This is a genomic window from Dethiosulfatarculus sandiegensis (assembly GCF_000931935.2).
GTDB lineage: Bacteria > Desulfobacterota > Desulfarculia > Desulfarculales > Desulfarculaceae > Dethiosulfatarculus > Dethiosulfatarculus sandiegensis.
On sequence record NZ_AZAC01000078.1, the window covers coordinates 45,615 to 68,687 of the forward strand.

General features: G+C 52.8%; 15 protein-coding genes and 1 riboswitch. Of the genes, 12 read left to right on the forward strand and 3 right to left on the reverse strand.

Annotation, left to right across the window (positions count from 1 at the left end):
- The first annotated feature begins 234 nt into the window (after positions 1–234).
- The 3 genes from X474_RS24005 to X474_RS24015 all read left to right on the forward strand — a co-directional run bounded on the left by X474_RS24005 (position 235) and on the right by X474_RS24015 (position 4,921).
- Entirely contained in the window at positions 235–876 is a 642-nt protein-coding gene (locus X474_RS24005; RefSeq protein ID WP_044352609.1) for a DUF1638 domain-containing protein, read from the forward strand.
- Between the two features lie 182 nt (positions 877–1,058).
- Complete coding sequence (locus X474_RS24010) at positions 1,059–2,054, forward strand: arsenic resistance protein (RefSeq protein WP_044352610.1); 996 nt, start codon at positions 1,059–1,061, stop codon at positions 2,052–2,054.
- A gap of 449 nt (positions 2,055–2,503) precedes the next feature.
- Entirely contained in the window at positions 2,504–4,921 is a 2,418-nt protein-coding gene (locus tag X474_RS24015) for a hypothetical protein (protein ID WP_044352612.1), read from the forward strand.
- 55 nt (positions 4,922–4,976) lie between these two features.
- On the opposite strand, the gene X474_RS24020 is transcribed toward X474_RS24015, so the two are convergent.
- The 3 genes from X474_RS24020 to X474_RS24030 all read right to left on the reverse strand — a co-directional run bounded on the left by X474_RS24020 (position 4,977) and on the right by X474_RS24030 (position 9,138).
- The gene (locus tag X474_RS24020; protein WP_044352613.1) at positions 4,977–5,948 is read right to left on the reverse strand and encodes an MBL fold metallo-hydrolase; all 972 of its coding nucleotides are present in this window, start codon (positions 5,946–5,948) and stop codon (positions 4,977–4,979) included.
- A 232-nt stretch (positions 5,949–6,180) separates the two neighbouring features.
- A complete protein-coding gene (locus X474_RS24025; RefSeq protein WP_044352614.1) occupies positions 6,181–7,431 on the reverse strand; it encodes an MFS transporter in 1,251 nt (416 codons plus the stop codon).
- A gap of 129 nt (positions 7,432–7,560) precedes the next feature.
- On the reverse strand, positions 7,561–9,138 hold the full coding sequence (locus tag X474_RS24030; RefSeq protein ID WP_353743142.1) for a sigma-54 interaction domain-containing protein: 1,578 nt from the start codon (positions 9,136–9,138) through the stop codon (positions 7,561–7,563).
- Between the two features lie 578 nt (positions 9,139–9,716).
- Between X474_RS24030 and X474_RS24040 the strand changes: the two genes are divergently transcribed.
- From X474_RS24040 to X474_RS24085, 9 genes are all read left to right on the forward strand, one after another.
- Positions 9,717–10,022, forward strand: coding sequence for a hypothetical protein (locus X474_RS24040; protein ID WP_156360916.1), 306 nt, complete (start codon positions 9,717–9,719; stop codon positions 10,020–10,022).
- 12 nt (positions 10,023–10,034) lie between these two features.
- On the forward strand, positions 10,035–11,186 hold the full coding sequence (locus tag X474_RS24045; protein WP_044352620.1) for an efflux RND transporter periplasmic adaptor subunit: 1,152 nt from the start codon (positions 10,035–10,037) through the stop codon (positions 11,184–11,186).
- A gap of 98 nt (positions 11,187–11,284) precedes the next feature.
- Complete coding sequence (locus X474_RS24050) at positions 11,285–14,314, forward strand: efflux RND transporter permease subunit (protein WP_044352621.1); 3,030 nt, start codon at positions 11,285–11,287, stop codon at positions 14,312–14,314.
- Between the two features lie 665 nt (positions 14,315–14,979).
- Positions 14,980–16,179, forward strand: a complete 1,200-nt coding sequence (gene metK / locus X474_RS24055; protein WP_044352622.1) for a methionine adenosyltransferase — start codon at positions 14,980–14,982, stop codon at positions 16,177–16,179.
- Between the two features lie 41 nt (positions 16,180–16,220).
- The gene (ahcY, locus tag X474_RS24060; RefSeq protein ID WP_044352809.1) at positions 16,221–17,636 is read left to right on the forward strand and encodes an adenosylhomocysteinase; all 1,416 of its coding nucleotides are present in this window, start codon (positions 16,221–16,223) and stop codon (positions 17,634–17,636) included.
- A gap of 47 nt (positions 17,637–17,683) precedes the next feature.
- Positions 17,684–18,496 (forward strand): glycine/sarcosine N-methyltransferase, encoded by an 813-nt coding sequence (locus tag X474_RS26665; RefSeq protein WP_044352623.1) that lies wholly within the window; start codon positions 17,684–17,686, stop codon positions 18,494–18,496.
- Positions 18,497–18,498: 2 nt separating this feature from the next.
- Positions 18,499–19,338 (forward strand): class I SAM-dependent methyltransferase, encoded by an 840-nt coding sequence (locus tag X474_RS26670; protein ID WP_044352624.1) that lies wholly within the window; start codon positions 18,499–18,501, stop codon positions 19,336–19,338.
- A gap of 255 nt (positions 19,339–19,593) precedes the next feature.
- Positions 19,594–20,613, forward strand: coding sequence for a methyltransferase (locus tag X474_RS24075; RefSeq protein WP_052515589.1), 1,020 nt, complete (start codon positions 19,594–19,596; stop codon positions 20,611–20,613).
- A gap of 110 nt (positions 20,614–20,723) precedes the next feature.
- Positions 20,724–20,910: riboswitch (cobalamin riboswitch) on the forward strand.
- 402 nt (positions 20,911–21,312) lie between these two features.
- Positions 21,313–23,058, forward strand: coding sequence for a TonB-dependent receptor (locus X474_RS24085; RefSeq protein ID WP_044352627.1), 1,746 nt, complete (start codon positions 21,313–21,315; stop codon positions 23,056–23,058).
- The last annotated feature ends 15 nt before the right edge of the window (positions 23,059–23,073 follow it).

Genomic DNA, 23,073 nt, shown 5'->3' on the forward strand with positions numbered 1-23,073 from the left:
TCCCTGGATGAACACTGGTCTTTAAAAACGGAACATGCCCCGGATCCGGATATGTCTCCCAGGCAGATGCCGGAAAATGATCATAGGCCGGAAAAGCCAAGATGAACCAAGATTAAAGCAGCGGAGACGACAGATGCACACTGTCATTCAAAAGCCTATTACCGTGCCCCCGAGGAATATACAGTCTTAAAGAAAACACTTTAATGCGCATTTGGCGCAAACGGGAACAAAAAAATGAATCAGCCTGATTTTTCGGATATTGCGATAGTTGCCTGCGGAACCCTGGCGCCTGAGCTTAACCGGCTCAAAAAAGAAGGATTCCTTAATGCGGGCCAGATCATCTTCACCACTCCGGGCCTGCACCAGGACTGTGTAGAGTTGGAGCGGCAACTGCTGAAAGCCATTAAAAGGGCCAGGGAACGCTTTGCCAAGGTGCTGGTGGTTTACGGGGGCAAATTCTGTTACGTGAACACAGCCGAACCCACCCGCACCATGCAGAAAATCATTGCCGAACAGGGGGAGGGAGTGGCCCGGATCAACGCCACCCATTGCATGGATATGCTGGCTTCCGAGTCTTTCCGCAATGAAACGGCAGGGGGTGAACCGGTCTGGTGGATGACACCGGGCTGGGTGAGGTTCAAAGACGATGTGTTCAAGGGCTGGGACAAGGCCATGGCCAATGAAAACTTTCCCCGCCACACCGGCGGAGCCACGGTCCTGGACGGGCTGGGCTACTTTGACAAGCTCCTGAATGAAGACCCGGAAAAGGTCCTTGAAATGTCGGACTGGATGGGGATTCCCATGCAGGCCTGCCCGATAACCCTTGATCGCCTGAAAGATCTTCTGGCCGATCAGGTCAAGGAGTTGAATAAATAGGCCGCAAAAGGCCCGCCCCGAAACGGACCGCGAAAACATACCAGAAAGGGGCGGGCCGTCTTAGATAAAAATCTTCATAAACGTATAAAACTAAATACTAAAATTAATACAGACTGCAGAAAAATTAAAAATTCCGCAGTCTGAAGGTCAAGCACAAGCCAATTGGCCGGAGGTGTAGAAATATGTGGTATGCCCTGAAAAAGATAAGTCAGAACCTGGTGATAGCCATCCCTGTAATGATGTTGGCCGGATTTATAACAGGTTTGTTTATTGATCCCAAGCCCCTGAAGAGCCTGATAATCCCCTTCACCTTTCTCATGGTCTATCCCATGATGGTGACGCTTAAGATAAAAAAAGTATTTGAAGGCGGAGACTTGAAGGCTCAGATAATCACCCAGGCCATTAACTTCGGGGTTATCCCCTTTGTGGCCTTTGGCCTGGGCTCGTTTTTTTTCAAAGACCAGCCTTACATGATCCTGGGGCTCTTGCTGGCAGGGCTTGTCCCCACCAGCGGCATGACCATCTCCTGGACCGGGTTTGCCAAGGGCAACGTGGCTGCCGCAGTCAAGATGACTGTCGTGGGCCTGACCCTGGGTTCCATTGCCACGCCCTTTTTCGTTAAGTTTTTAATGGGAACAAATCTTTCAGTGGATGTGATGGTGGTGATGCGCCAGATCCTCTTGATCGTATTCCTGCCCATGTTGGCCGGTTTCATGACCCAGCGGCTTTTGGTGCGGCGTTACGGTGAGATGGAGTTCCAGCACAAACTGGCCCCCCGCTTTCCCTCCCTCTCCACCCTGGGGGTCATGGGCATTGTCTTTATCGCCATCAGCTTAAAGGCCCAAACCATTGTGGCCTCCCCCCAGTTGTTACTTTTGATCCTGGCTCCCCTGGCACTCTTGTATGCCATAAATTTCACCCTGGCCACCATAACCGGCCGCATGTTCCTGCCCCAGGGAGACGCCATTGCCCTGGTTTTCGGCACAGTCAGCAGAAACCTTTCCATTGCCTTGGCCATTGCCATGAACGCCTTTGGCCAGGAAGGCTCCATCGCCGCCCTGGTGGTGGCAGTGGCCTATATCATCCAGGTCCAGTCCGCGGCCTGGTTTGTAAAACTGAACGGCCGCTTGAGCATCTTGCCCACCGGCGAACCGCAAAAAGCCATGGCCACCCGCTGAACCAAAAACACCCGCGCCCCGGACACAGGGGCGCGGGTGTTCGCCCCCTTCCACATCAGCCAGCAAACTTCCACCTTTTACTTTAATTTGAAAAATTGACGCATTTGCCCGCCTCAGGCAGGCCAAACCGCATTCTTCCGCCAAAACAGCTCTCCATGCCCGGATTGATTGACCATAATGGCCCCAGAGGATTAATATCAAAATCATAGGGAGACTGAAGTGACTTAACCGAATAAGACTTGGCACTGACATCTTTTCCCGGACCTGCCTGATTTATTAGCCCGGATGTTTCAGTCTCAAACCATTCGCAGCAACCAAACAACTTTTCACAACAAAAAGGGAAAAACCTCTAATGGACTTTCCATTTGGATTTGAAAGGCCTTTTTACCTGGCGCCGTAAAGACTTTGTCTGACAATTAGTGCGCTTTTTTGGGTTTTGGAGGCAAAACATGAGAAGACCCCACCAACCGGCCTTGATTAAAATCCTTTTTTCGACTCTGGTCTGTTTTTTGCTCGCCTGGGCTCTTCCTTCTCAAGCGGAAGTCTTTGAATACAATTCCGGCAGGGCAGAGGCGGACGGCAGAAAAACCCGCCTCAAGTTGATATTTACCGGCAAGCAAGTAAGCGGCAGCATGACCGCGGACCCGGTCTGCAAAGTCGGCATGCGGTTGACCAAGACCCAAATCGAATTCAAGGGAACCCTCAGCGGCTCCTGGGAAAAAAGCGGATCCAGCATTACCGCCCAGTGGAAAGGCGGGGACTATGGCTGCACCGGCGGGCTGATGAAAAATTACCCCACCAAGGGCAACCTCACCATAGTGGTGCGCCCCAATACGGATTTCGGTGGAACCGGGCTGGAAGTCTATCTTAAACGTCAGGGCCTTTCCCGCTATGGCTATGTGTTCAAGCCCTTGGGAAAGGTGTATAAGGCATCGGCATCGTCTCCGTTTTCGGGCGGTCAGGCCGCTTCTTCGACAGGTTTCACCCTTATAGCCCCAAAACAGGACAACACATCCTTGGGAGCGCCGGCCGCTTCCTTTAAAATGCCGTCCGACCTGGCTGTCTCCAAGCCTTCAAGGACCATAGCCCTTAGCGTGGGTGAAAGCCAGACCCTGTCGCTCACTAAAAACGGACAATGGTTTGCCCGCATCCCAGGCAAGCCAACCCCCTTGCGCATCACCTCCTGGCGAAAACTCAGCCTGAGCGGCCACTATGCCAGCCCTGGAATTCTGAAAAGCCGCACCACAGGCAACGGCGTCACCGTGACCGGCCTGAAGGCGGGAGCAGGCACGGTTGTGTTGAGCTACAGCATAAATGTAACCCTGGAGGACGGCAGCAATGAAGACAACCACAGAATAGACCTGCAATACCTTGTTTTAGTCGGCAAGGAAGCCCTGGCCGCTTACCAGGGCAAGAAAAAGCCCGAAACCCTGGCCGCGCCAAATGCACCGCCTGCGGATATACCAATGGTGAAAATAAAGGGGCGCGCCCTCAGAAGGGGCAGCAAGGCCCCGGTGGGCCAGGCCGACATCTACCTGGCCCCCCAATGGACTCAGAAGATCTGCAACAGCCGGGCGGACGGGACCTTTAACTGCACCTTTAACGACCTGCGCTCGGGTCGATATGAAATTATGATCCAGAAAAGGGAGCGCCGCACAGACCTTGGCCCGGCCGAGACGGTCAACCGGGATCTGTGGCCTGTGAAGACCTACCTCTTTGACCTGGACCCGGCCTTGGCCAAGGCCGGGGTGATAGACCTCGGCATCATCTGGATGGACCGCATAGGCATCCTCTCTGCCAACGGCGGTGAGCGTTCCCCAGAGGTCCTGGCCGCCCAAACCGGCCAAGTCTCGCCAAAGCAGAATGCAGACCAGCTTTGGCAACAGGGCAAGCTGCTTATCAATCAAGGAAAAACCGATGAAGGGCTTTCACTGCTCAAGCAAAGCCTTAAGCTTCAGGCAAGCCCGCAAAGAAATCGTGAGCTGAAAGCCATTGAAAAAAAGCTTGCCGCAAAGACGGATAAAAACCAAGTGGCCGAAGGTGAGGGCGAATGGCTCCTGGTCAAGGTGCTTGGCCGAAAACTCAAGCCCGGCAAGCATCAATGCTACAAAGATGTTGTTAGCGGAGGCGAAGGCTCTGTGGTCTTTACGGTGCATAACCTTTGCACCAAGCCCAAATCCAAATTCGTGGCCAGCCAAACCTGGACCAGGCCCCCTGCCAGGCTGCTTCCGGAACAAAAGGCCCATGTGGAGATAGCCGCCACCCGCCTGGCCCAGGAAAAGAGTCTCTTTCAAAACGGAGGCATAACGGTTTATCTGGAGCCGGTTCGCATCTCCTGCGGCTACACCACCGGCGGCAGCCTTGGCAGTGTCAGAGTCCGTTCCAAGGTGAAAGAATCAAGCGCCCGGAAAAAAGTGCAATTTAAGATACCCAAGCCCTCCAAACACGGAGACCAGCTCACCCTGAATGTCTGCCCCAAGGGATGGGAGCAGAAATACATCTATCAATATGTGGCCCCGGGTAAGCCCAGGCCGGTGGTCTCCCTTGCGCCCATGCCCAAACCCGCCCCCTTGCCCAAACAAACGGAAAAAGACCCCTTGGCCGGGGTCTGGCTCGACAAACAGGCCAGTGGCTCCTGGACCTTTACCCAAAAAGGCCCGGGAGCTTATGTTTTTAGCTTTAAAAACACCTATGGGATCAAGGTCGGGGGACAGGCCAGATTGTCTGGGAAGAGTCTCAAATTCTCATTCAAGGTAAACGGCGATACTGTCCGCTATGAGGTTAAATTGGCCAAGGATCTCAAAACAGTCAGTGGCTGGTCCTGGTACAAGGGTGACAAGGAAAAGGTTTTCTGGAAACGCAAGTAGCCGTTTTTTGTGAACCTCCCCGGCTATAAAACCGGGGAGGCAAAATAAAACGGAATCAAGCTTTAAACAACATGCTGGTGCATGACATGTTCAGCAAAAACTTACCGGGCATGGCTCTTTCAATAGCCAGGGTGGCGTTTCTGCCGGTGCAATGGGCTGGAACCACATACTCGGGGTTGATCTCCAAGAGGGCCTTGATGGTGGGCTTGATCTGGTGTTCAAAGGTCGGGCCGGTCAGGTGAAAGCCGCCCATAACAGCGTATACCCGGTCCACGCCGGTCACCCGGCAGGCGTGTTTGACTGTATTGATTATGCCGGAATGGGCACAGCCCGAGAGGATTACCAGGCCCTTTCCCTTTACATGAAATACCAGGGAGGTGTCGTCGGCAAGGGGATCAAAAACCTCTTTCCCTTTCTCCAGGTAATAGGCGTTTGTCATTCCCTTTTCAAACTCTGTCTCCCTGGGGATCTCGCCCAGAAACAGGCAGGTTCCATCCAGTAGGGAACGCGGCTCTTTACTTTCGGCGATATCGGCTCCGGCGGCCTTGACGTCTTCCCGGCTGAAAAGCGGGAATTTCAGTTTAACCCCTCCGGGCAGGGCCATGAAACGATCTCTCCGGAAAACTCCGGGATGGGCGACCAGGGTGAGATCATCTCGACGGGTGCGTTTTACCAGCTCTTTCATGCCGCCAAAGTGATCAAAATGGCCATGGGAAAGGGCCAGGGCCTCGACCCGGCTTAAGTCTATTCCCAAAAGATCGGCGTTAAAGGCAGCGCCGTCATCCGAACAGCCGAAATCAAAAAGCATATTTTTGGGGCCGGCCTCGCCCGTGACTGTAATAAAGGAAGAAAAACCGTGCTCTGCCTTGGGGCTTTTAGTGAGAGTAACCTCTTTCTCAGCCTCGGGCCTCACCAGCATGGGCCTTTTCACCACTTCTCCCGCATCCATGGTGAGTACGTCAATATAATTGTCCTGAAGGCTCAAGATCTCCACACCTTGGATCTCTTTCAAAACAGGCGACACCATTTTCTCCTTTTACTAACGGTCAGTTAAGTTTTTTTTGGGGCTATGGGCCCATTTATGCGGTTCTATACCAACAGGCATTTTAAATACCTTACGTAAAAATAGTAATCCTGATTGTTTTTGGGGTTACAAAAAAAGTAATAGAATCCTAATATAACAACCTAGCCAACCACTATAAAAGCCATCAGCCATATACACTTTCACCATAAGCGGGCTAAAGGCAATTATATATCAATCACTTGGCGGGCGTTTTTTTAAGACAAACAACCAGAACAAAAAGACCGGCAACAGTCAAAACGCATGCTCCTATCATGACCACGCCGTAACCCCAGGCATCAGAGAGCCAGCCCGCGGCCAAAGCGCCTAAAACCGAGGCCACTGCCGTGCTGGAGTTGAAGACCCCCAGGGCATTGCCTTCCGGCATGGTGGCCAACTGGGCGGTGTAGGCGGTTCCAGCCACAATCAAGGGAGACCAGGCAACAGGCATGGAAATAAAAACCACCTGGCTCAGCCACCAGTTCATCCCGGTGTCCACATAAGCCAAAACGGCCATGCCGACCATGGAAACCAAGGTCATGAGTATGCCGATCAACACCACCGGCCCATCGCCGATCTTCTCGGCGATAACACCTGAAGGCGCATAGGCGAAGATGCCCAAGGTGGCGGCAATGGCATAGGCCAGGGAACTCATGCCCGCGTCCACTCCGTAGAGGCTTTCCATTAAAAGGGGGAAGAGGTTGTAGACCATCCAGGTGCCGAGCATGGTCACAAACCAGCTCAGGATAAAAATGCCAAAAGGGCCGTCCCATTCATCTATCAAATGCTTTATGCCTTTGATGGATATGCTGTGGCTCAAGTGAAGCTGATGCCAGGCCCGGGCCGGATGTTTGAGCTTATGGTGATTTAAAAGTGCAACTGTCACCTTTTTATGATTTTTTGCAGGCGGCAACCCCATCCGACCCAGGAAAAGCCCGGGCGCCATCAAAAGGGCCGCCAGGCCCATTCCCCATAAAGGGGCCAGCTGGGCCGCCGCAGCCAGCCCCAGGCCCAGGGCCTGGCCTGTGCCGTAAAAGGTCTGCAACCAGCCAATGCGCGGATTCCATTCCTGCTTGGGCTTGAACTCCACAATGAACATGGCCGCCACGGTGTTGGTGGCGGCGGAGCCCGCCCCCTGCATAAAGGCAAGCCCCAACCAGAAATAAAGATCCTCGGTCAAGGCAAAAAAACCCATGCCCAAACCAAGAAGCACATAGCCCAAAGAATAGATCAGGCGGTGGCACCCCGTGCGGTCGGTGATTTGCCCCCAAAAGGGAGCCGTGAGCTGGCCAAGGTAAAAAGCCGCCACCACCATGCCCGCCTGGGAACTGCCTCCCAGCTTGGCCACAATTATGGGAAGGAGAATCGGGATCAGCCCCAGCACGGCCGCGCCTTGAAAGGCATAGCCTGAATACCATTTATCTGAATATTTTTTCAATCCGCCCGGCAAAGCAACCTTCCCCTCGGGTAATTGGTTTTGGCAATCTTTAAATCCAGCTTACAACCCTGCCATGTTGGCCAAAGAAAAAGCAAGCCTCAAAAAAGAGGTTTTTTCAGCAAAAAACCGGGAATTTTTTGGTCAAGAACTGGACCTGCCAAAGGGAATGCCCAACTTTCGCATGCGGTTTCTAAGGGTGCTGGGATGCAATCCCAACAGTGCGGCAGCCCCGTCCTCTCCCTGCACCTTGCCCTTGCATTTTCTCATGGCCTGCTCAATGTGCGCCCGGATGGCTTCATCTAAGGTGAGGTTTTCGAAAAGGCTTTTGGCCCGGGCTTGCACCGGGGCCTTGACCGAGTCCGCGCCGGGATTGAAATCATCAAACCCAAGGGGTGTCCCCGGCCCTGCCGCCCGGGACCGAATCAGCTCCCTTTCCACTGCATTTTCAAGCTCGCGCACATTTCCCGGCCAATCATGTGCGTTAAGCCTGCCAAGGGCCCCCCTGGCCAAGGGGGGAGTATAGGATAATTTCATATCCTTGGCCTTGCGCTGGATAAAATGCTCCACCAAGGCCGGTATATCCATTTTGCGCATGCGCAAAGGGGGAATGATTATGGGGAACACATTGAGCCTGAACCAAAGGTCTTCCCTGAACTTGCCGTCTCTAACCATCTGAGGCAGGTTTCTGTGAGTGGCGGCGATAATCCTTACATCCACAGGCACGGTCTTGGTTCCGCCCACCCGCTCGATCTGCCTGGTCTGGATAACCCTCAAAAGCCTGACCTGAGCCGCCGGAGGGAGTTCAGCCACTTCGTCCAAAAAAATGGTGCCCTTATGAGCCCTTTCAAAACGTCCCCGCTTTTGCTCCACCGCGCCGGTAAAAGCCCCTTTTTCATGGCCAAACAGCTCGCTGTCCAAGATAGAATCGGCAATGGCCCCGCAATTCACCTTGATCATGGGGCCTGCGGCCCTGGTGGAAGAATGATGAATAGCTCCCGCTATCACCTCTTTGCCGGTTCCGGTCTCACCCAGAAGAAGCACATTGCTGTCCAGGGTTGCCACCTGCCCCACCATGGTCATCACCTCGCGCAGGCCAAAATCCCGGCCCACAATCTCGTCACCGGTGATATGTAAAAGCTCCCTTCTCAGAAATATATTTTCATCGTTTAACATCTCCTTAAAGCGCAGAACTTCACGAAAACGCACGGCATTGGAAAGGGCTATGGCAAAGGGGTCGTGTAAAAGGGTTAAAAGGGATTTGTGTTTTTCGGTAAAGGCGTTTTCAGAACTGGATGAAACAACCAACACCCCCAGCTTCACCTCTTGCACGCTTAAATGCAGCACCATGTAAGAGCCGTTTTCAAAACCAATGCGCTCCTGCATGCCTGTCGCAATTGACCTGGCATCCGGCAACCGGCCCACCATGACCCTGTCCAGCTCCTCCAGGTGGTCGCTGGTGTATTCAACAAACTCAATGCCCCTTTTATCAAGAGGAACAAGTTGGTTTGTTAAAGATTTTTTGGATCTCCCCCCCTGGGCGGCTATTATGCGGATGCTCCTTAGCTCAGGCTCGTAGATGTTTATATGCAGGCCTTCCAACGGTATGTAATTCTGCAAAAATTCATAACAGTTGGCCACTGATTCCGAGATATCCAGGCTGCTGCATATGTGCATTGTGGCAGCATGGAAAAAGGCATGTTCATCAACCTGCAAAACCACCTCCATGTCATATTAGACACTTACCCTCAAAAAATATCTTATTCGATATTTAAAATACCATATAAGATATTTCTATTTCCAGTCAAATAGACAACCCATTATTTTTACACAACTAATTATCTTGGCACAGTTATAGCTATTCCCCTGTCTGAAAGCTGAGAGTGATTCAACCCAGATAACGAAGGCCACTGGCCGTCACCGGACAGGCTTAAAGGTATTTTAAATGAGATATTCGACACTTATAGCGAGAGCCCTCTCCTACTCATGCGCTTTTTTTTTGGGCGCCGGTGTGAGCCTCTGCTTTATCAAAGAACTCCTTTGGACAGGCAATCTGTGGGCGGCATACGGCTTGAGCGGCCTTTTATTAGTCATCCCGGACCACTCCCTGCTCCAAGGCGATCTTTTTAAAATTGTTTCACGGCTTGGTCTTGCTCTTTTATCCGGCTCCCTCACTGCGTTTTCAAGCCAGCTGGGGCTGGAAGCGTGCTTTGACGCCTGCCTGAGGCGCGGACACAAAAAGCATAAACAAGGCACAGATCTCAAAGAGAAACGTCACACCAATAAATCGGAAAAATTATATGGAACCAATGGAAACCATAAACATCAGGTTGTTCAACCCCGCTGACAGCCATTTGGTGACCATGATTTTTGAACAGCTGCTGGGGGGTTGGGCAGATCTGATGCCGCCTCAAGAAGCCAGGTTGTTTAAAAACCGTCAATTGCCCGGAGACTTCAGCATTCAGCTTTTCTGGGGAGTTGAACAAAAAGAAAAAACGCCTTTGGGCACCCATCTGGCAGAGTCCCTGCGCTTAAAGGGCATGGTTAACCATTTTTTCTGGAAGGGTGAAGCAAAGCACATTTTCCCCAAAAAACACGCAAATTAAGAAAGTCAGAAAATGATATTACGGTTCAAATCCAAAGCTAAAACAATTTTAGGATTAAGCGCAATCGCGGCTCTCTTGGCAAGCCTTTCCGCCTGCGACCCCAGTGGAGCCCAGACCAATCCGGCCCCTAAAACCATAAGGCCGGTTAAGGCGGTTCAACTCAGCGAATCACAAGGCGAAAACCGCCTTAATCTGCCCGGCGTGGCCAAGGCGCATAAAGACACGGACCTTTCTTTTCGGGTTGGCGGTCCCTTGATCCACTTGAACGCGGATACGGGCAGACAGGTCAAAAAAGGCGAGGTGTTGGCCAGGATAGACCCTCGGGATTTTCAGATCAGGATCAAGACCTGCCGAGCCGCTCTGGCCTCGGCCAGGGCCCACTTGGAAGAGGCGCGACTGCAATACAAGCGCTACTCCAAATTAGTTAAATACAAGGCGGTGGCCCAAGCCGAGTATGACCGCGTCAAGGCCGCCTATGAAATGGCCCTGGCCCAAAAACAGAGCGCGGAAAAGGCCTTGGAAAACGCCGGGAACGCACTGGTGGATACAGTGCTGAAAGCCCCCTTTTCCGGCTACATAAACCAAAAATTCGTGGACAACCATGAAACCGTGCAGCCGGGCCAGCCAGTGGCCTCTTTGGTGGATCTTGAGAATATGGAGGTGAGGCTCTCCCTTTCCGAAGACCTTTTGCCGATAATCAAACGGTTCAAGTCCTTTTCCTGCACTTTCGAGGCCTTGCCCGGCCAGGCCTTTAAAGCCCGCTTCAAGGAAGTCGGTAAAAAATCAGACCCGGCCAGCCGAACCTATCCCCTTTTACTTTATCTGGATGACCGGCCCGCAGCCCTGGTGCGGCCGGGTATGTCGGCCGAGGTCTTAATCGAACTTGCGCCAAAGCCCTTAAACAACAGCTTTGTGGTGCCCTTAAGCGCTCTGGTCAACAAGGGTGGGCAAAAGTCCTATGTCTGGGTGCTTGACACCAAGACCAAAAAGCCGGTCCTCACCCAGGTCTCCATCCTGGGCCTTAAGGAACAGGGAGCCGAGATCACAGGAGAGCTTAATCCTGGGCAATGGGTGATCACCGCCGGAGTGAGCCAACTTGAAAAAGACTCCCAGGTAAGGCTTTTCGATGAGCCGAGCACAACCAATATCGGAAAAGAAATGTAAAAGGCGTTTAAGCGGTCAGAGACCCTTGGCAAAAGGGATGCCTATGAAAAACCGCGGCAAAATGGTTTTAAGGACCATTATCGGGAAAGAATCGTCTCATGAATCTGGTTAACTATTCCCTGAAAAACAGGGTCACTGTTTTATTTTTCATGTTTATTTTGATTGTGGGCGGCGTTTTGGCCTACACCAAAATGGGGAAGCTGGAAGACCCCACCTTTACCATCAAGACAGCCATGGTGGTAACCGCCTATCCCGGCGCCTCGGCCCATGAGGTTGATCAACAGGTGACCAGGGTGGTTGAAAGGGCCATTCAGGCTGCGGAAGAGGTGGAGAGCATCAAATCCCTTTCCCGGCCCGGACAATCCATAATCTGGGTGAATATATATGAATACAACCGCACCGACAAGATACAGCAGCTCTGGGACATCTTAAGGCGCAGGGTCGGCGAGGTGCAGGGCAAACTCCCGCCCCAGGCCGGGCCGCCGATTGTGATGGACGATTACAGCGATGTCTTCGGCATCTTCCTGGCCTTGACAGGCGAGGGTTTCAGTTACGCGGAACTCAAGGATTATGCCGAATTCATGAAGCGCGAACTGGTCCTGGTGAAAGATGTCAAACGCATCAACCTGGTGGGTGAGCGCACTGAAGTAATAAATGTCGGCATTTCCCGCGCCAAATGCAGTGGTGCGGGAATCAGCCCGGTCAGCATAGTCAAAACCCTCTCCTCCCAAAACCGAATGCTCGCCTCAGGCGCGGTCAATTGCGGAGACGCCAGGGTGCGTATTTCGGAAACGGGTTCCTTTGAGGGCCCCAAAGACATTGAAAACCTGATAATCTCATCTCCCGGCGGAGCCCAGATAAGACTCGACGAACTGGCCAGGGTGAGCCGCGCCTACCTTGATCCGCCGGAGCCGTTTATCCGTTTTAACGGCAAACCGGCCATTGGCCTGGCCATCAGCGCCGCCAACGGGGCCAATGTGGTCGAAATGGGCCTGGCCGTGGAAAACCGGATCGAGCAAATGTCCGCTCGTCTGCCCGTGGGGCTGGAAGTGCATGAGGTCTATTTTCAGTCCAAATTCGTCAAACGGGCCATAAACGCCTTTCTCACCAACCTGGGGGAGTCGGTTGGCATTGTGCTGGCAGTACTCCTGATCACCATGGGAATAAGAAGCGGACTGATAATCTCGGCCAACCTTATCCTCTCCATCCTGGCCACTTTAGTGGTGATGTTTGCCTGGGGCATTGACCTGCAAAGGGTTTCTTTGGCTGCCTTGATCCTGGTGATGGGCATGATAGTCGATAACGCCATTGTGGTGGTGGACGGGGCCCTGACGGGGATTAAAAAAGGCGAGGAAAAGGAAAAGTCCATAAGCGGCATAGCCCGCCAGACCGCCCTGCCCCTTTTGGGTTCCACCGTCATAGCGGCCCTGGCCTTTATACCGATTTACTTAGCCCCCATCAACACCGGCGAATATTGCGCCAGCCTTTTCCAGGTGGTGGCCATAGCCCTCATGGCCAGCTGGGTCCTGGCCATGACCCAGACACCTGTTTTCGGTTATTACCTGCTCAAGGTGAAACCGGGCAAAAAAACCATAACCGATGAGAAAAGCCTTTTTCATTGCCTCTACAAAACCCTTTTAAGGGCGACCTTAAGGCACCGTCTGCTCACCCTGCTGGTCATGCTCGTCTTTTTGGCAAGTGGTTTTGCAGGCCTTAATCTTGTCTCTAAAATCTTTTTCGCGGACTCGGACAAGCCCCAATTTTTTATTGACTACAGGCTGCCCCAGGGCAGCCGCATCCAGGCCCTTTCCAGGGACCTTGCCAAGGCTGAAAAATACATCTCAGGTCTGAAAGAGGTTAAAAACCATACCGCCTGCCTGGGGCAAAGCGCCCCCAGGTTCGCCGCCGCCATCACCCCGGAGCCCCACGACCCGGCTTATGGCCAGATTGTAGTGAGTGTCCACGATTATCGAAAGATAGATGAGCTGGCACAGAATCTGGAAAAATGGTTCGCCCAAAACCTGCCCCGGGGAGAGTTGCATATCACCAAATATATCTCAGGCCCCAAGTCCGATTACAGGGTGGAGGCGCGTTTCACAGGCCCGGACCCCAAGGTGCTGAGAGACCTGGCCGAAAAAACAAAGCACATCATGAAAAAAAGCGGGCTGGCCAAAAACATCACCGATGACTGGAAACAAAGAATCCTGGTTTTAAAGGCAAACTATTCCCAGCAAAAGGGGCCTCAGGCCCGGGTTGAACGCAAGGATCTGACCAACACCCTCCTTTCGCTCACAGACGGGCTCACGGTAACCAGCTTCAGGGAAAACGACAAGCTCATACCAATCAAGGTGCGCTTGGGCGATGCCAACCTGGAGAAGCTTGCCTTTTCACCGGTATGGGGCAGCCAGGGCCGGGCGACCACCATGGGGCAGGTCACAAACCGCCAAAGTCTTTCCTGGGAAGACCCCATTGTAAGGCGGTACAACAGAAGGCGGGTGATCAGGGCCCAATGCGACCCGGTAGAGGGAGTGACCTCAAACGGGTTACTGGAGCAAATCCAAGGCAAGATCGAGGCCCTGCCCCTGCCCGAGGGGTATCATCTGGAATGGGAAGGTGAAAAGGAGTTGAGTGACAAGGGCAACAAGGGTGTAGGCACCTACCTGCCGCTTTCACTCATTTTGATGCTGGTTATCCTGGTTATGCTGTTTAACGGAGTCCGCCAGCCGCTGATCATCGCCCTGGTGGTCCCCCTGGCCACAGTGGGCATGGCGGCGGGCCTTTTGATAACCGGAGAACCCTTTGGCTTCCTGGCCATGCTCGGGGCCTACAGCTTGATCGGCATGCTGATCAAAAACGCGGTGGTGCTTCTGGATCAGATAAAGATCGAGACCCAAGCGGGCAAGCCCGCCTTAAGGGCGGTTATCGACTCATCGGTGGGGCGAATGCGGCCGGTCTTGATGGCCTCGATCACCACCATCCTGGGTATGATCCCCCTGCTCACCGACGCCATGTTTTCCTCCATGGCCGTAACCATCATGTTCGGGCTGGCCTTTGCCACCATCTTGACCCTGATCGTGGTGCCGGTTCTTTACACCCTTTTCTTTGGCATAAAGACAAAGGCCGCATAAAACGCTTGAGCACTGCCGGGCGGGCCTGAATCACCTGAGGCCCGCCCGGCTTTTTGGGTCTAAGTTGTAAATCTCATTTCACTCCCCAAAAACCTGTCTATGGCCCTGAACACCCCGGCTCACAATTTCCCAAAAACCATGGCTGTTTGTGAATATCATTTACAAAAGCACCAAACCAACCCAAGAAAAAAACAGAATACAAACAAAACATATAAACTTAGCCAGTTAAAGCATTTTCTACCATCAAACCAACGACAAAGCCCCTTTACCTGGGCCAATTTTCCCCCGTTTTTTCAGGTCTTCACTGAAGTGTTTAAATCCGGGTATGCACACATTATAGGTAGATTAGTAAACAATCGTGCATTTTATATACACATAGGCCTCAAAAGCCTTCTTGAAACTGAAACCTAAGTGATTCCCTTCTTTTTAACAAAAAATATTTCGTATTCTTTCAGATAGTTCGGGATTACAAAATAAATCTGGAACAAACCTTGCTTAGTATTGCCCCAACCCGGACACGGCAAGTTTTCCGGGCTTATCTCAATTGGGGGCGGTTTTCCAATCACACCTTATGACTAATCCCCTGAAGTAGTGCGCAGCCACCCCGGGGGCAAAAGCCCTCAGGCAAATGAATTGCGGGATGAAAAAGCAGAAAGGAACGCCAAATGAGCAAAATCAAAACCGACCATGTTTTTACCTCGGAATCGGTCGGCGAGGGGCATCCGGACAAGGTATGCGATCAGATATCAGACGCAGTGCTCGACGCCTGCCTGGCCGGGGACCCGGAGGCCAGGGTGGCCTGCGAAACCGCCGTGGCTCATGACTCGGTCGTGAACTTAGGTGAAATCACCTGCAACGGCTGGGAAAAGATAGACACGGAAAAGATCGCCCGTCAGGTGGTGAGAGAGATCGGCTACGACCACGAAGATCTGCTTTTTTGGGATGAATCCTTTAATTACATTTCCAGGATTCACGGCCAGTCCCCGGACATCAGCCAGGGTGTGAGCCGGGGAGAGGGGCTTTACGAAGAACAGGGAGCCGGTGATCAGGGCATGATGTTCGGGTACGCCAGTAATGAAACGCCTGAACTGATGCCTACTCCCATCGCTTTCAGCCACCGCCTTCTCGGCCGTTTGACCGAGCTTCGTAAAAATAAGGAGATCGGCTATCTCAGGCCGGATGCCAAGAGCCAGGTCTCGGTGCGCTATGTCAAGGGTGAACCCAAGGAGCTGACAGCGGTTGTTATAAGCCACCAGACAGATGAAGTGGATTATGAAACCATCAAAAAAGACCTCACCGCCGTTTGCAAAGAAGAACTCAATCCCACCGGCCTTTTGACCGGCCGGACCAAGTTCTACATCAACCCCACCGGAGCCTTTATCCTAGGCGGCCCCTATGCCGACGCCGGGCTGACCGGGCGCAAAATCATTGTCGACACCTATGGCGGGGTGGGCGCTCACGGCGGCGGAGCCTTCTCAGGCAAGGACCCATCCAAAGTGGACCGTTCGGCAGCTTATTACGCCCGGTTTGCCGCCAAGAATATCGTGGCTGCGGGATTGGCCGAAAGGGCTGAAATTCAAGTGGCCTATGCCATAGGCGTGGCTGCTCCGCTCTCTATCAACGTGGACACCTTCGGCACTGGAAAAATCACGGATGCGGAATTGCAGAAGATACTGGAGTCAGACGAAATCTTTGATTTCCGCCCGGCTGCCATCATTGACCAACTTGATCTCAAGAATCCCGCCGGTTGGTCTTATCAAAAAACTGCGGTTAACGGGCATTTCGGCCGTGAAATCTTCCCCTGGGAACAGACCGGGAAGGCCGAAGCACTGGCCCATGCCGCCAGAGTCAAGGATGCTGCCTAATTATGACTGCCAAAACAGCCAAAGAAATTCTTAACACCACCATGACATCACAAAGCACGGGCCCTGACTACCAGGTTGCAGACCTGGGCCTGGCCCAATGGGGCCGCCGGGAAATGGCCATAGCCGAAAAAGAGATGCCCGGCCTGATGGCGACCAGGGAAAAATACGGCCCGGAAAAACCCCTTAAGGGAGCGCGCATCGCAGGCTCCCTGCATATGACAATCCAGACAGCTGTTTTGATCGAAACCTTAAAGGCCCTGGGAGCTGATGTACGCTGGGCCTCCTGCAATATTTTCTCGACCCAGGACCACGCGGCAGCCGCCGTCGCCGAAGCGGGCACCCCGGTCTTTGCCTGGAAAAGTGAAACCTTAGAAGATTATTGGACCTGCACCTTGAGGGCCCTTACCTGGCCGGACGGCAACGGCCCCCACCTGGTGGTCGATGACGGCGGCGACGCCACCCTTATGATCCATCGGGGCTACTATGCCGAGGAGAACCCGGCCATTTTAGATGAACCCACCGACAACAAGGAGCTTTTGATCGTTAATGAAAGGCTGAAAGAGCTCCAGGCCAGGGACAATCGTTTCTGGCACAGGGTGGTGGAAAATTTCAAGGGTGTAAGCGAAGAGACCACAACCGGTGTGCACAGGCTTTACCAGATGCAGGAAAAGGGAGAACTTTTAGCCCCTGCCATTAATGTCAACGACTCGGTCACCAAAAGTAAATTCGACAATATCTATGGGTGCCGTGAATCATTGGTAGACGGCATCAAAAGGGCCACGGATGTGATGGTGGCCGGCAAAACCGCCATGGTTTGCGGCTACGGAGACGTGGGCAAGGGATCGGCAGAGGCCCTGGCCTCTCACCGGGCCAGAGTGCTGGTAAGCGAGGTAGACCCCATCTGCGCCCTGCAGGCCCTTATGGCCGGTTTCAAGGTGGTCACCATGGAAGACGCCCTGAAAAAAGCCGATATATTCGTCACCACCACCGGCAACTGCGACGTTATCACCGCCGATCACATGGCCAACATGAAAGATCAGGCCATTGTTTGCAACATCGGCCATTTTGACAATGAAATCCAGGTGGACCGCCTGAACAACCGGCCCGGCGTCATAAAGACCAATATCAAGCCCCAACTGGACAAATACACCTTTGAAAACGGCAGAAGCATCTACCTTCTGGCCGAGGGCAGGCTGGTGAACCTGGGCTGCGCCACGGGCCACCCCAGTTTTGTAATGTCCAATTCATTCACCAACCAGACCCTGGCCCAGATGGACCTGTGGTCAAATGAGCGTGAGATAGGGGTCACCACCCTTTCCAAGGAGTTGGATGAAGAAGTGGCCAGGCTGCACCTGGACAAGTTGGGAGCCAGGCTGACAAAACTCAGCAAGGAACAGGCAGACTACATAGGCGTGCCTCAAAACGGCCCCTTTAAACCGGAACACTACAGATATTAATTAGATGTGCTGACAAGGCCCAAACTTTCAACAAGGGAGGTCCCGAAATGTCTTTTGCCAAGACCCAGGATTTTGGCCTGGAACCGGTGGAGGTGAGGGAAAGCGACCATTACCAGGAAGAATACGTAACCACACTGGCCGACAAATGGGACGAGCTGATCGACTGGAAACGCAGAGCCAAGGCGGAGGGGGATTTTTTCATTCGGACCCTCAAGGAGCACGGCGCCAAAAAAATTCTGGATGTGGCCACCGGCACGGGTTTCCATTCGGTGCGCCTTTTAAGCGAAGGGTTCGACGTCACCAGCATAGACGGAAGCCCCCAGATGTTATCCAAGGCCTTTGAGAACGCCAAGAGACACGGCTTTATTCTGAACACCTGCCTGGCGGACTGGCGTTTTTTAAACCGTGACGTTCATGGGGAGTTTGACGCAATCATCTGCCTCGGCAACTCCTTCACCCATTTGTTCAAGGAAAACGACCGCAGAAAAGCCCTGGCCGAGTACTACTCCATGCTGGCCCATGACGGCATTTTAGTCATAGACCAAAGGAATTATGACGGCATGCTCGACGACGGCTTTACCAGCAAGCACAAATACTACTATTGCGGAAAAGGCGTGGTGGCCGAGCCCGAGCACGTGGACGAAGGCCTGGCCCGTTTTGTGTACCGTTTTGAAGACGGCAGCAAGTTTCATCTGAATATGTACCCCTTGCGCAAAAAATATATGAAAGGACTTTTGAGTGATGTGGGTTTCCAGCGAGTAACCACCTACAGCGATTTCAAGCAAAGCAACCTGGAAAAAGACCCGGACTTTTTTGTGCACGTGGCGGAAAAAGAATACCTAGAGGAGAAAAGCGATTAGCCATGAGTCAAGACACCTATTCCGAAGCGGTCAACACGGCCCGGAAATATTACAACAGCACGGATGCCGACAGGTTCTATTTCAGTATATGGGGAGGGGAAGATATACATATCGGCATTTACGGTGAACCTGAAGAAGACATCAAATTGGCCAGCCGCCGCACGGTGCAGACCATGGCCTCGCGCCTGGAAGACCTGGGGCCGCAGTCAAAGGTCCTGGATATGGGAGCCGGTTTCGGGGGAGCGGCCCGTTTTCTGGCCAAAAACTTTGGCTGCAAGGTCACTGCCCTGAATCTCTCGCCTGTGCAGAACCTGCGCAACCGCCAGATGAACAAGGAACAGGAGCTTGAGCATCTGGTGGAAGTGGTCGAAGCCAGCTTTGAAGAGGTGCCCTACCCTGATGAAAGTTTTGACTTTATCTGGTCCCAGGACGCTATTTTGCACAGCGGCGACCGTAAAAAAGTTATGGCCGAGGTGAAAAGGCTCCTGAAGCCCGGCGGCCGCTTTGTCTTTACAGACCCCATGGCGGCGGATAATTGCCCGGACGGTGTGCTTCAGCCCATCTATGACCGCATACACCTTGAGACCCTGGGCTCCCCCAAATTTTACAAGGACATCTTAGAAGAGTTGGGCCTGCGGTTCGTTGAGTTCAAGGAAAATACCGGCCACCTGGTGAACCACTACGCCAGAATCCTGCAAGAAACCGAAACCAGGGAAGCGGAGCTGGGCAAGGTGGTAAGCCGGGATTATATCGATAACATGAAAAAAGGCCTGATGCACTGGGTGAAAGGCGGGGAAAAAGGCCATCTCGCCTGGGGTATTTTTAATTTCCAAAAAGACTGATTTTTTCATAAAAACAGAATCTAAAAGCCCTGCCCCGGTTGTCTGCCAGCCAGGGGCAGGGCTTTTTTAAGAGGAGCAAGGCAAAAACTAATAACTTTTGTGAATATTTTTGTTAATATTACCTTAAATTATTAACTTTTATAAATTTTTTTATAAACAAAAAACCCTAATCACTCCCAGCCGACGACAGCGCTTTCGGGAGTGTGGATATAACCCTGACCTACCGTTTTTAAAATCCAAGCAAGGGATGATGCCATGATAAAACTCCCGCAGCCGAAAACAAACAGCAGAGACCTTTTCACCCCCATGTTACAGGCCATAATCCACCGCCTTATCCTGGGGGCGGTTAATCTAAACATCTTTGATGAACTGGATGAACCGGTCACCGCAGATGAGGTGGCCCGGAAAAAGGGTTTTCACGGGGGAAACACCGAAGCCCTGCTCAATTGCCTCTGCGCCGCCAAAATGGTGACCAAGAAAAACCGGCGTTTTCAAAACAGTCCCCTGGCCGCGGAATATTTAAGGTGCGGCAAGGAAACCTATTTAGGCGGGTTTTTACAGCGCTCTCACCAAGTGATGCTGCAATACCTGGATGATATGGAAGAATTGGTTAAAAACGGCCCCGCTTCCCAGCCGAATCGGAAAAATTTTTCAGAAGGCGAATTCTGGGCTGATTATGCTGAAGACATGGCAGCCTATGCCGCTTCAGGTCAGGCCCGTTTGATCGCAGAGCAAGTGGCCGGGCTGCCTGAATTCCCGAAGATGAAAAAAATGCTGGACCTGGGAGCCGGACCGGGAATGATGGCTCTGGCCATAACCCAGGCCCATCCGGACATGAAGGCGGTTGTCTTGGATCAACCTGAGGTGGTCGAGGTGTCGGCCAAAATCATAGAAAAGTATGAAATGCAAGACAGGGTGCAGACCTTGGGCCGGGACTACTGCCAAGAAGATATTGGTGAGGGTTACGACCTGGTGTTGGCCAGTTGCACCCTGAACTTTTTCCGGGACCGTATGCACCGGATCCTCGGCAAGATCTACGACTCCATCAACCCCGGCGGGGTGTTTGTGAGCTTTCACGACGGAATAAGGGCCGAAGGCACTGAACCGAATGAATTGATCATCTCCATGAGTTCCATGCTCTTTTCCGGAGAGACCTATAATTTTAGGGAAGACGAGCTGGCAAGCGCCATGCTTGAGGCTGGTTTCAGATCCGTGCGCAGTCGCAACTTTGACACTCCCATGGGCGAGTTGGAGCTTGTTGTGGCCAGAAAATAAAAACAAAGCCGGCCGGAGAAACCCCTATTTCTCCGGTCTGTCTCTTTTTTAATCTTGCCCGGGCTTCATGTTGGTTGACAGTCCCATCTATTGTTGGTAATGCCTTTATAGACTCTACAATTGGAGCCTGCGCCATATATGGCCTTGAGGGAAGCCGGTGTGAATCCGGCGCGGTCCCGCCGCTGTGACCGGGGACGAAAGCCGCTGATTAAGCCACTGTCCGATTTAAGGGCGGGAAGGTGGCGGCCGGTAGGTTGATCCGGAAGCCAGAAGACCTGCACGCTCCTCTTTTTGGCTGCTTAGCGTCGGGATATGCGTTTTTGCAGCCTGCCCTGGGGTGAAGTAAGCTGGGTGCAGTCCCTCGGTTTTTTTATGAACCGGGGGTTTATTTTGCCCAGACCAACCCAAAAAGAAAAACCTTTCCAATACCGAATCGGCAAAACTCCAAAGACTTTCAAACAAGAAAAACGGCTTGGCAGGGACTTGGTCCCTCCCCTTGCCGCACCACAAAACAACCTGGCCCAATTTGCTAATTTTATTAAAAAAATATCCAAACGATGTCCCCAGGCCTGTTTGAGGCCCCCCAATATCACAAACACGATCAAGCTGTTTTCACCCCAATGCTCAAAAGCAGAGGCTTGAAGCGGGTCGCTGAACTATGAACCTGGCTGAATCATCTACCCGGCTTATGAGGTTAAAGTGAAAAAAATATCGGTTATCGCATTTGTGTTGGGGCTTTTTCTCACACCTTGCCTTGGGTTCGCGGCAAACGGCGCCATGCCCAATGGGGAGACCATCCTGTTAAACTCCTCGGACATTTCCGAAGCCAATGTCCGCTCTATACAGGAACTCTTGAACCTTATCCCCGGGGTCAAGGCCGGAAGCTCGTCGGTGAGCATAAGGGGCAATTCCGCCGTAGCGGTTTTTTTAGACGGCATGAGCCTGATCAACACGGCCAGCGCCCATAGACAGATAAAATGGAACCTGGTTTCAGTGGAGGATATCGAAACCCTGAAGCTGATCAAAGGCGGCGGTGCGGTTGCCTTTGGGGACAACACCAGTGGCGGGGTGATAATCATCAAGACCAAGGCAGTAAATCGCACCAAGGCAAGCCTGTCTTTTGAAGCCGGCAACCAGAACTACTGGCGGACTAAGGGCAATGCCACCCGCAAGAGCGGCCCCTGGGGGGTCTCCTTTAACGGAGATTTTTTTTCCACGGACGGCTTCAGAATAAACGGTGACAAAGAACAGGGCCGGGCCGGGATCAAACTCTCCTATGCCCCTGAAAAATGGCTGCGTTTTGCAGGTTCCGACTCAGAGGCCCCCACCCTGGCCCTTGACTACGGAGAAACCAGAAAAGGAAGTCCGGGTCTGCCTAGCCGCCCCACTCCAAAAGCCCGTTCCAGGGACGAGGCCCTGGGGGCATCCTTTAACTTCAAGGCCAATGGATGGAAAAACACCACATCATTCACCCGTTTTCAGAACGACTTTTACAACAGCGATTCAAACACCGTAACCAAGCTGCGCAGCTGGAACCTTAAACAGGACCTGCGCAAAAGCTTTAAGACTTCCCTTTTGGGTAAGATAAACACCGGCCTGATGCTGGCCACCACCGAGGCCCAGGGCAACAAGGTCAAGCCCGTGGACGAGCAGTCCTATTCGCTTTTCGGGCAAAAATCCATCCGCTTCAAAGGACTGCCTCTGACTCTCGGCCTGGGGCTGAGGGCCAACCTGTATTCGGCCTTTGACACGGCCATAAACCCCGAGGTAAAGGCAGGCTGGAAAATAGGCGACCTGCGCCTGGAAGCGGCTTTTCAGCTGACCAACAACACCCCCTCCATACGGCAACGCTATTATGAAACCTCAACCACCAGGCCCAATCCGGATCTGGATATGGAACGGGGAACCAACTACAGCCTAGGCGCCAACTACTCTCCCCTTGATTGGCTCAGTCTTTCGACCACGGTCTTTTATAACCAGATAAGGGACCGCATAACCTATATGCGCGGTGAAGACGGAGTCGGGAGATATGAAAACCTGGGTGAGACCCATTTAAGCGGAGTGGAGGCGTCACTTACCTTTAAGCCTTTCAAATGGCTCGTCTTTCGGCCTTCCTACACCTACCTGGAAGCCATCGACGACCAGAGCGAGCTTTGGATCTCGGCCAAGCCCAGGCACAAATTCAAGGCGGATTTACAAATCAGGCCTTCGTCGGACCTCATGTTCGGTATACAGGGAACCCATGTATCCGAGCTTTACACCAATGCGGCCAACACCAAAACAGCGCCTTCTTACTTTCTGCTGGATTTGAGGGGCGAATACCGTCTTGAGCAGGTCAGGTTCTTCTTCCGCGTGGATAACTGTCTGGATGAAGACCACCTCTACGCAGACGGCTACCCGGCTCCGCCCCGCACCTGGCAGATGGGCGTGGGCTGGGATTTTTAAAAATAACGAAGTTGA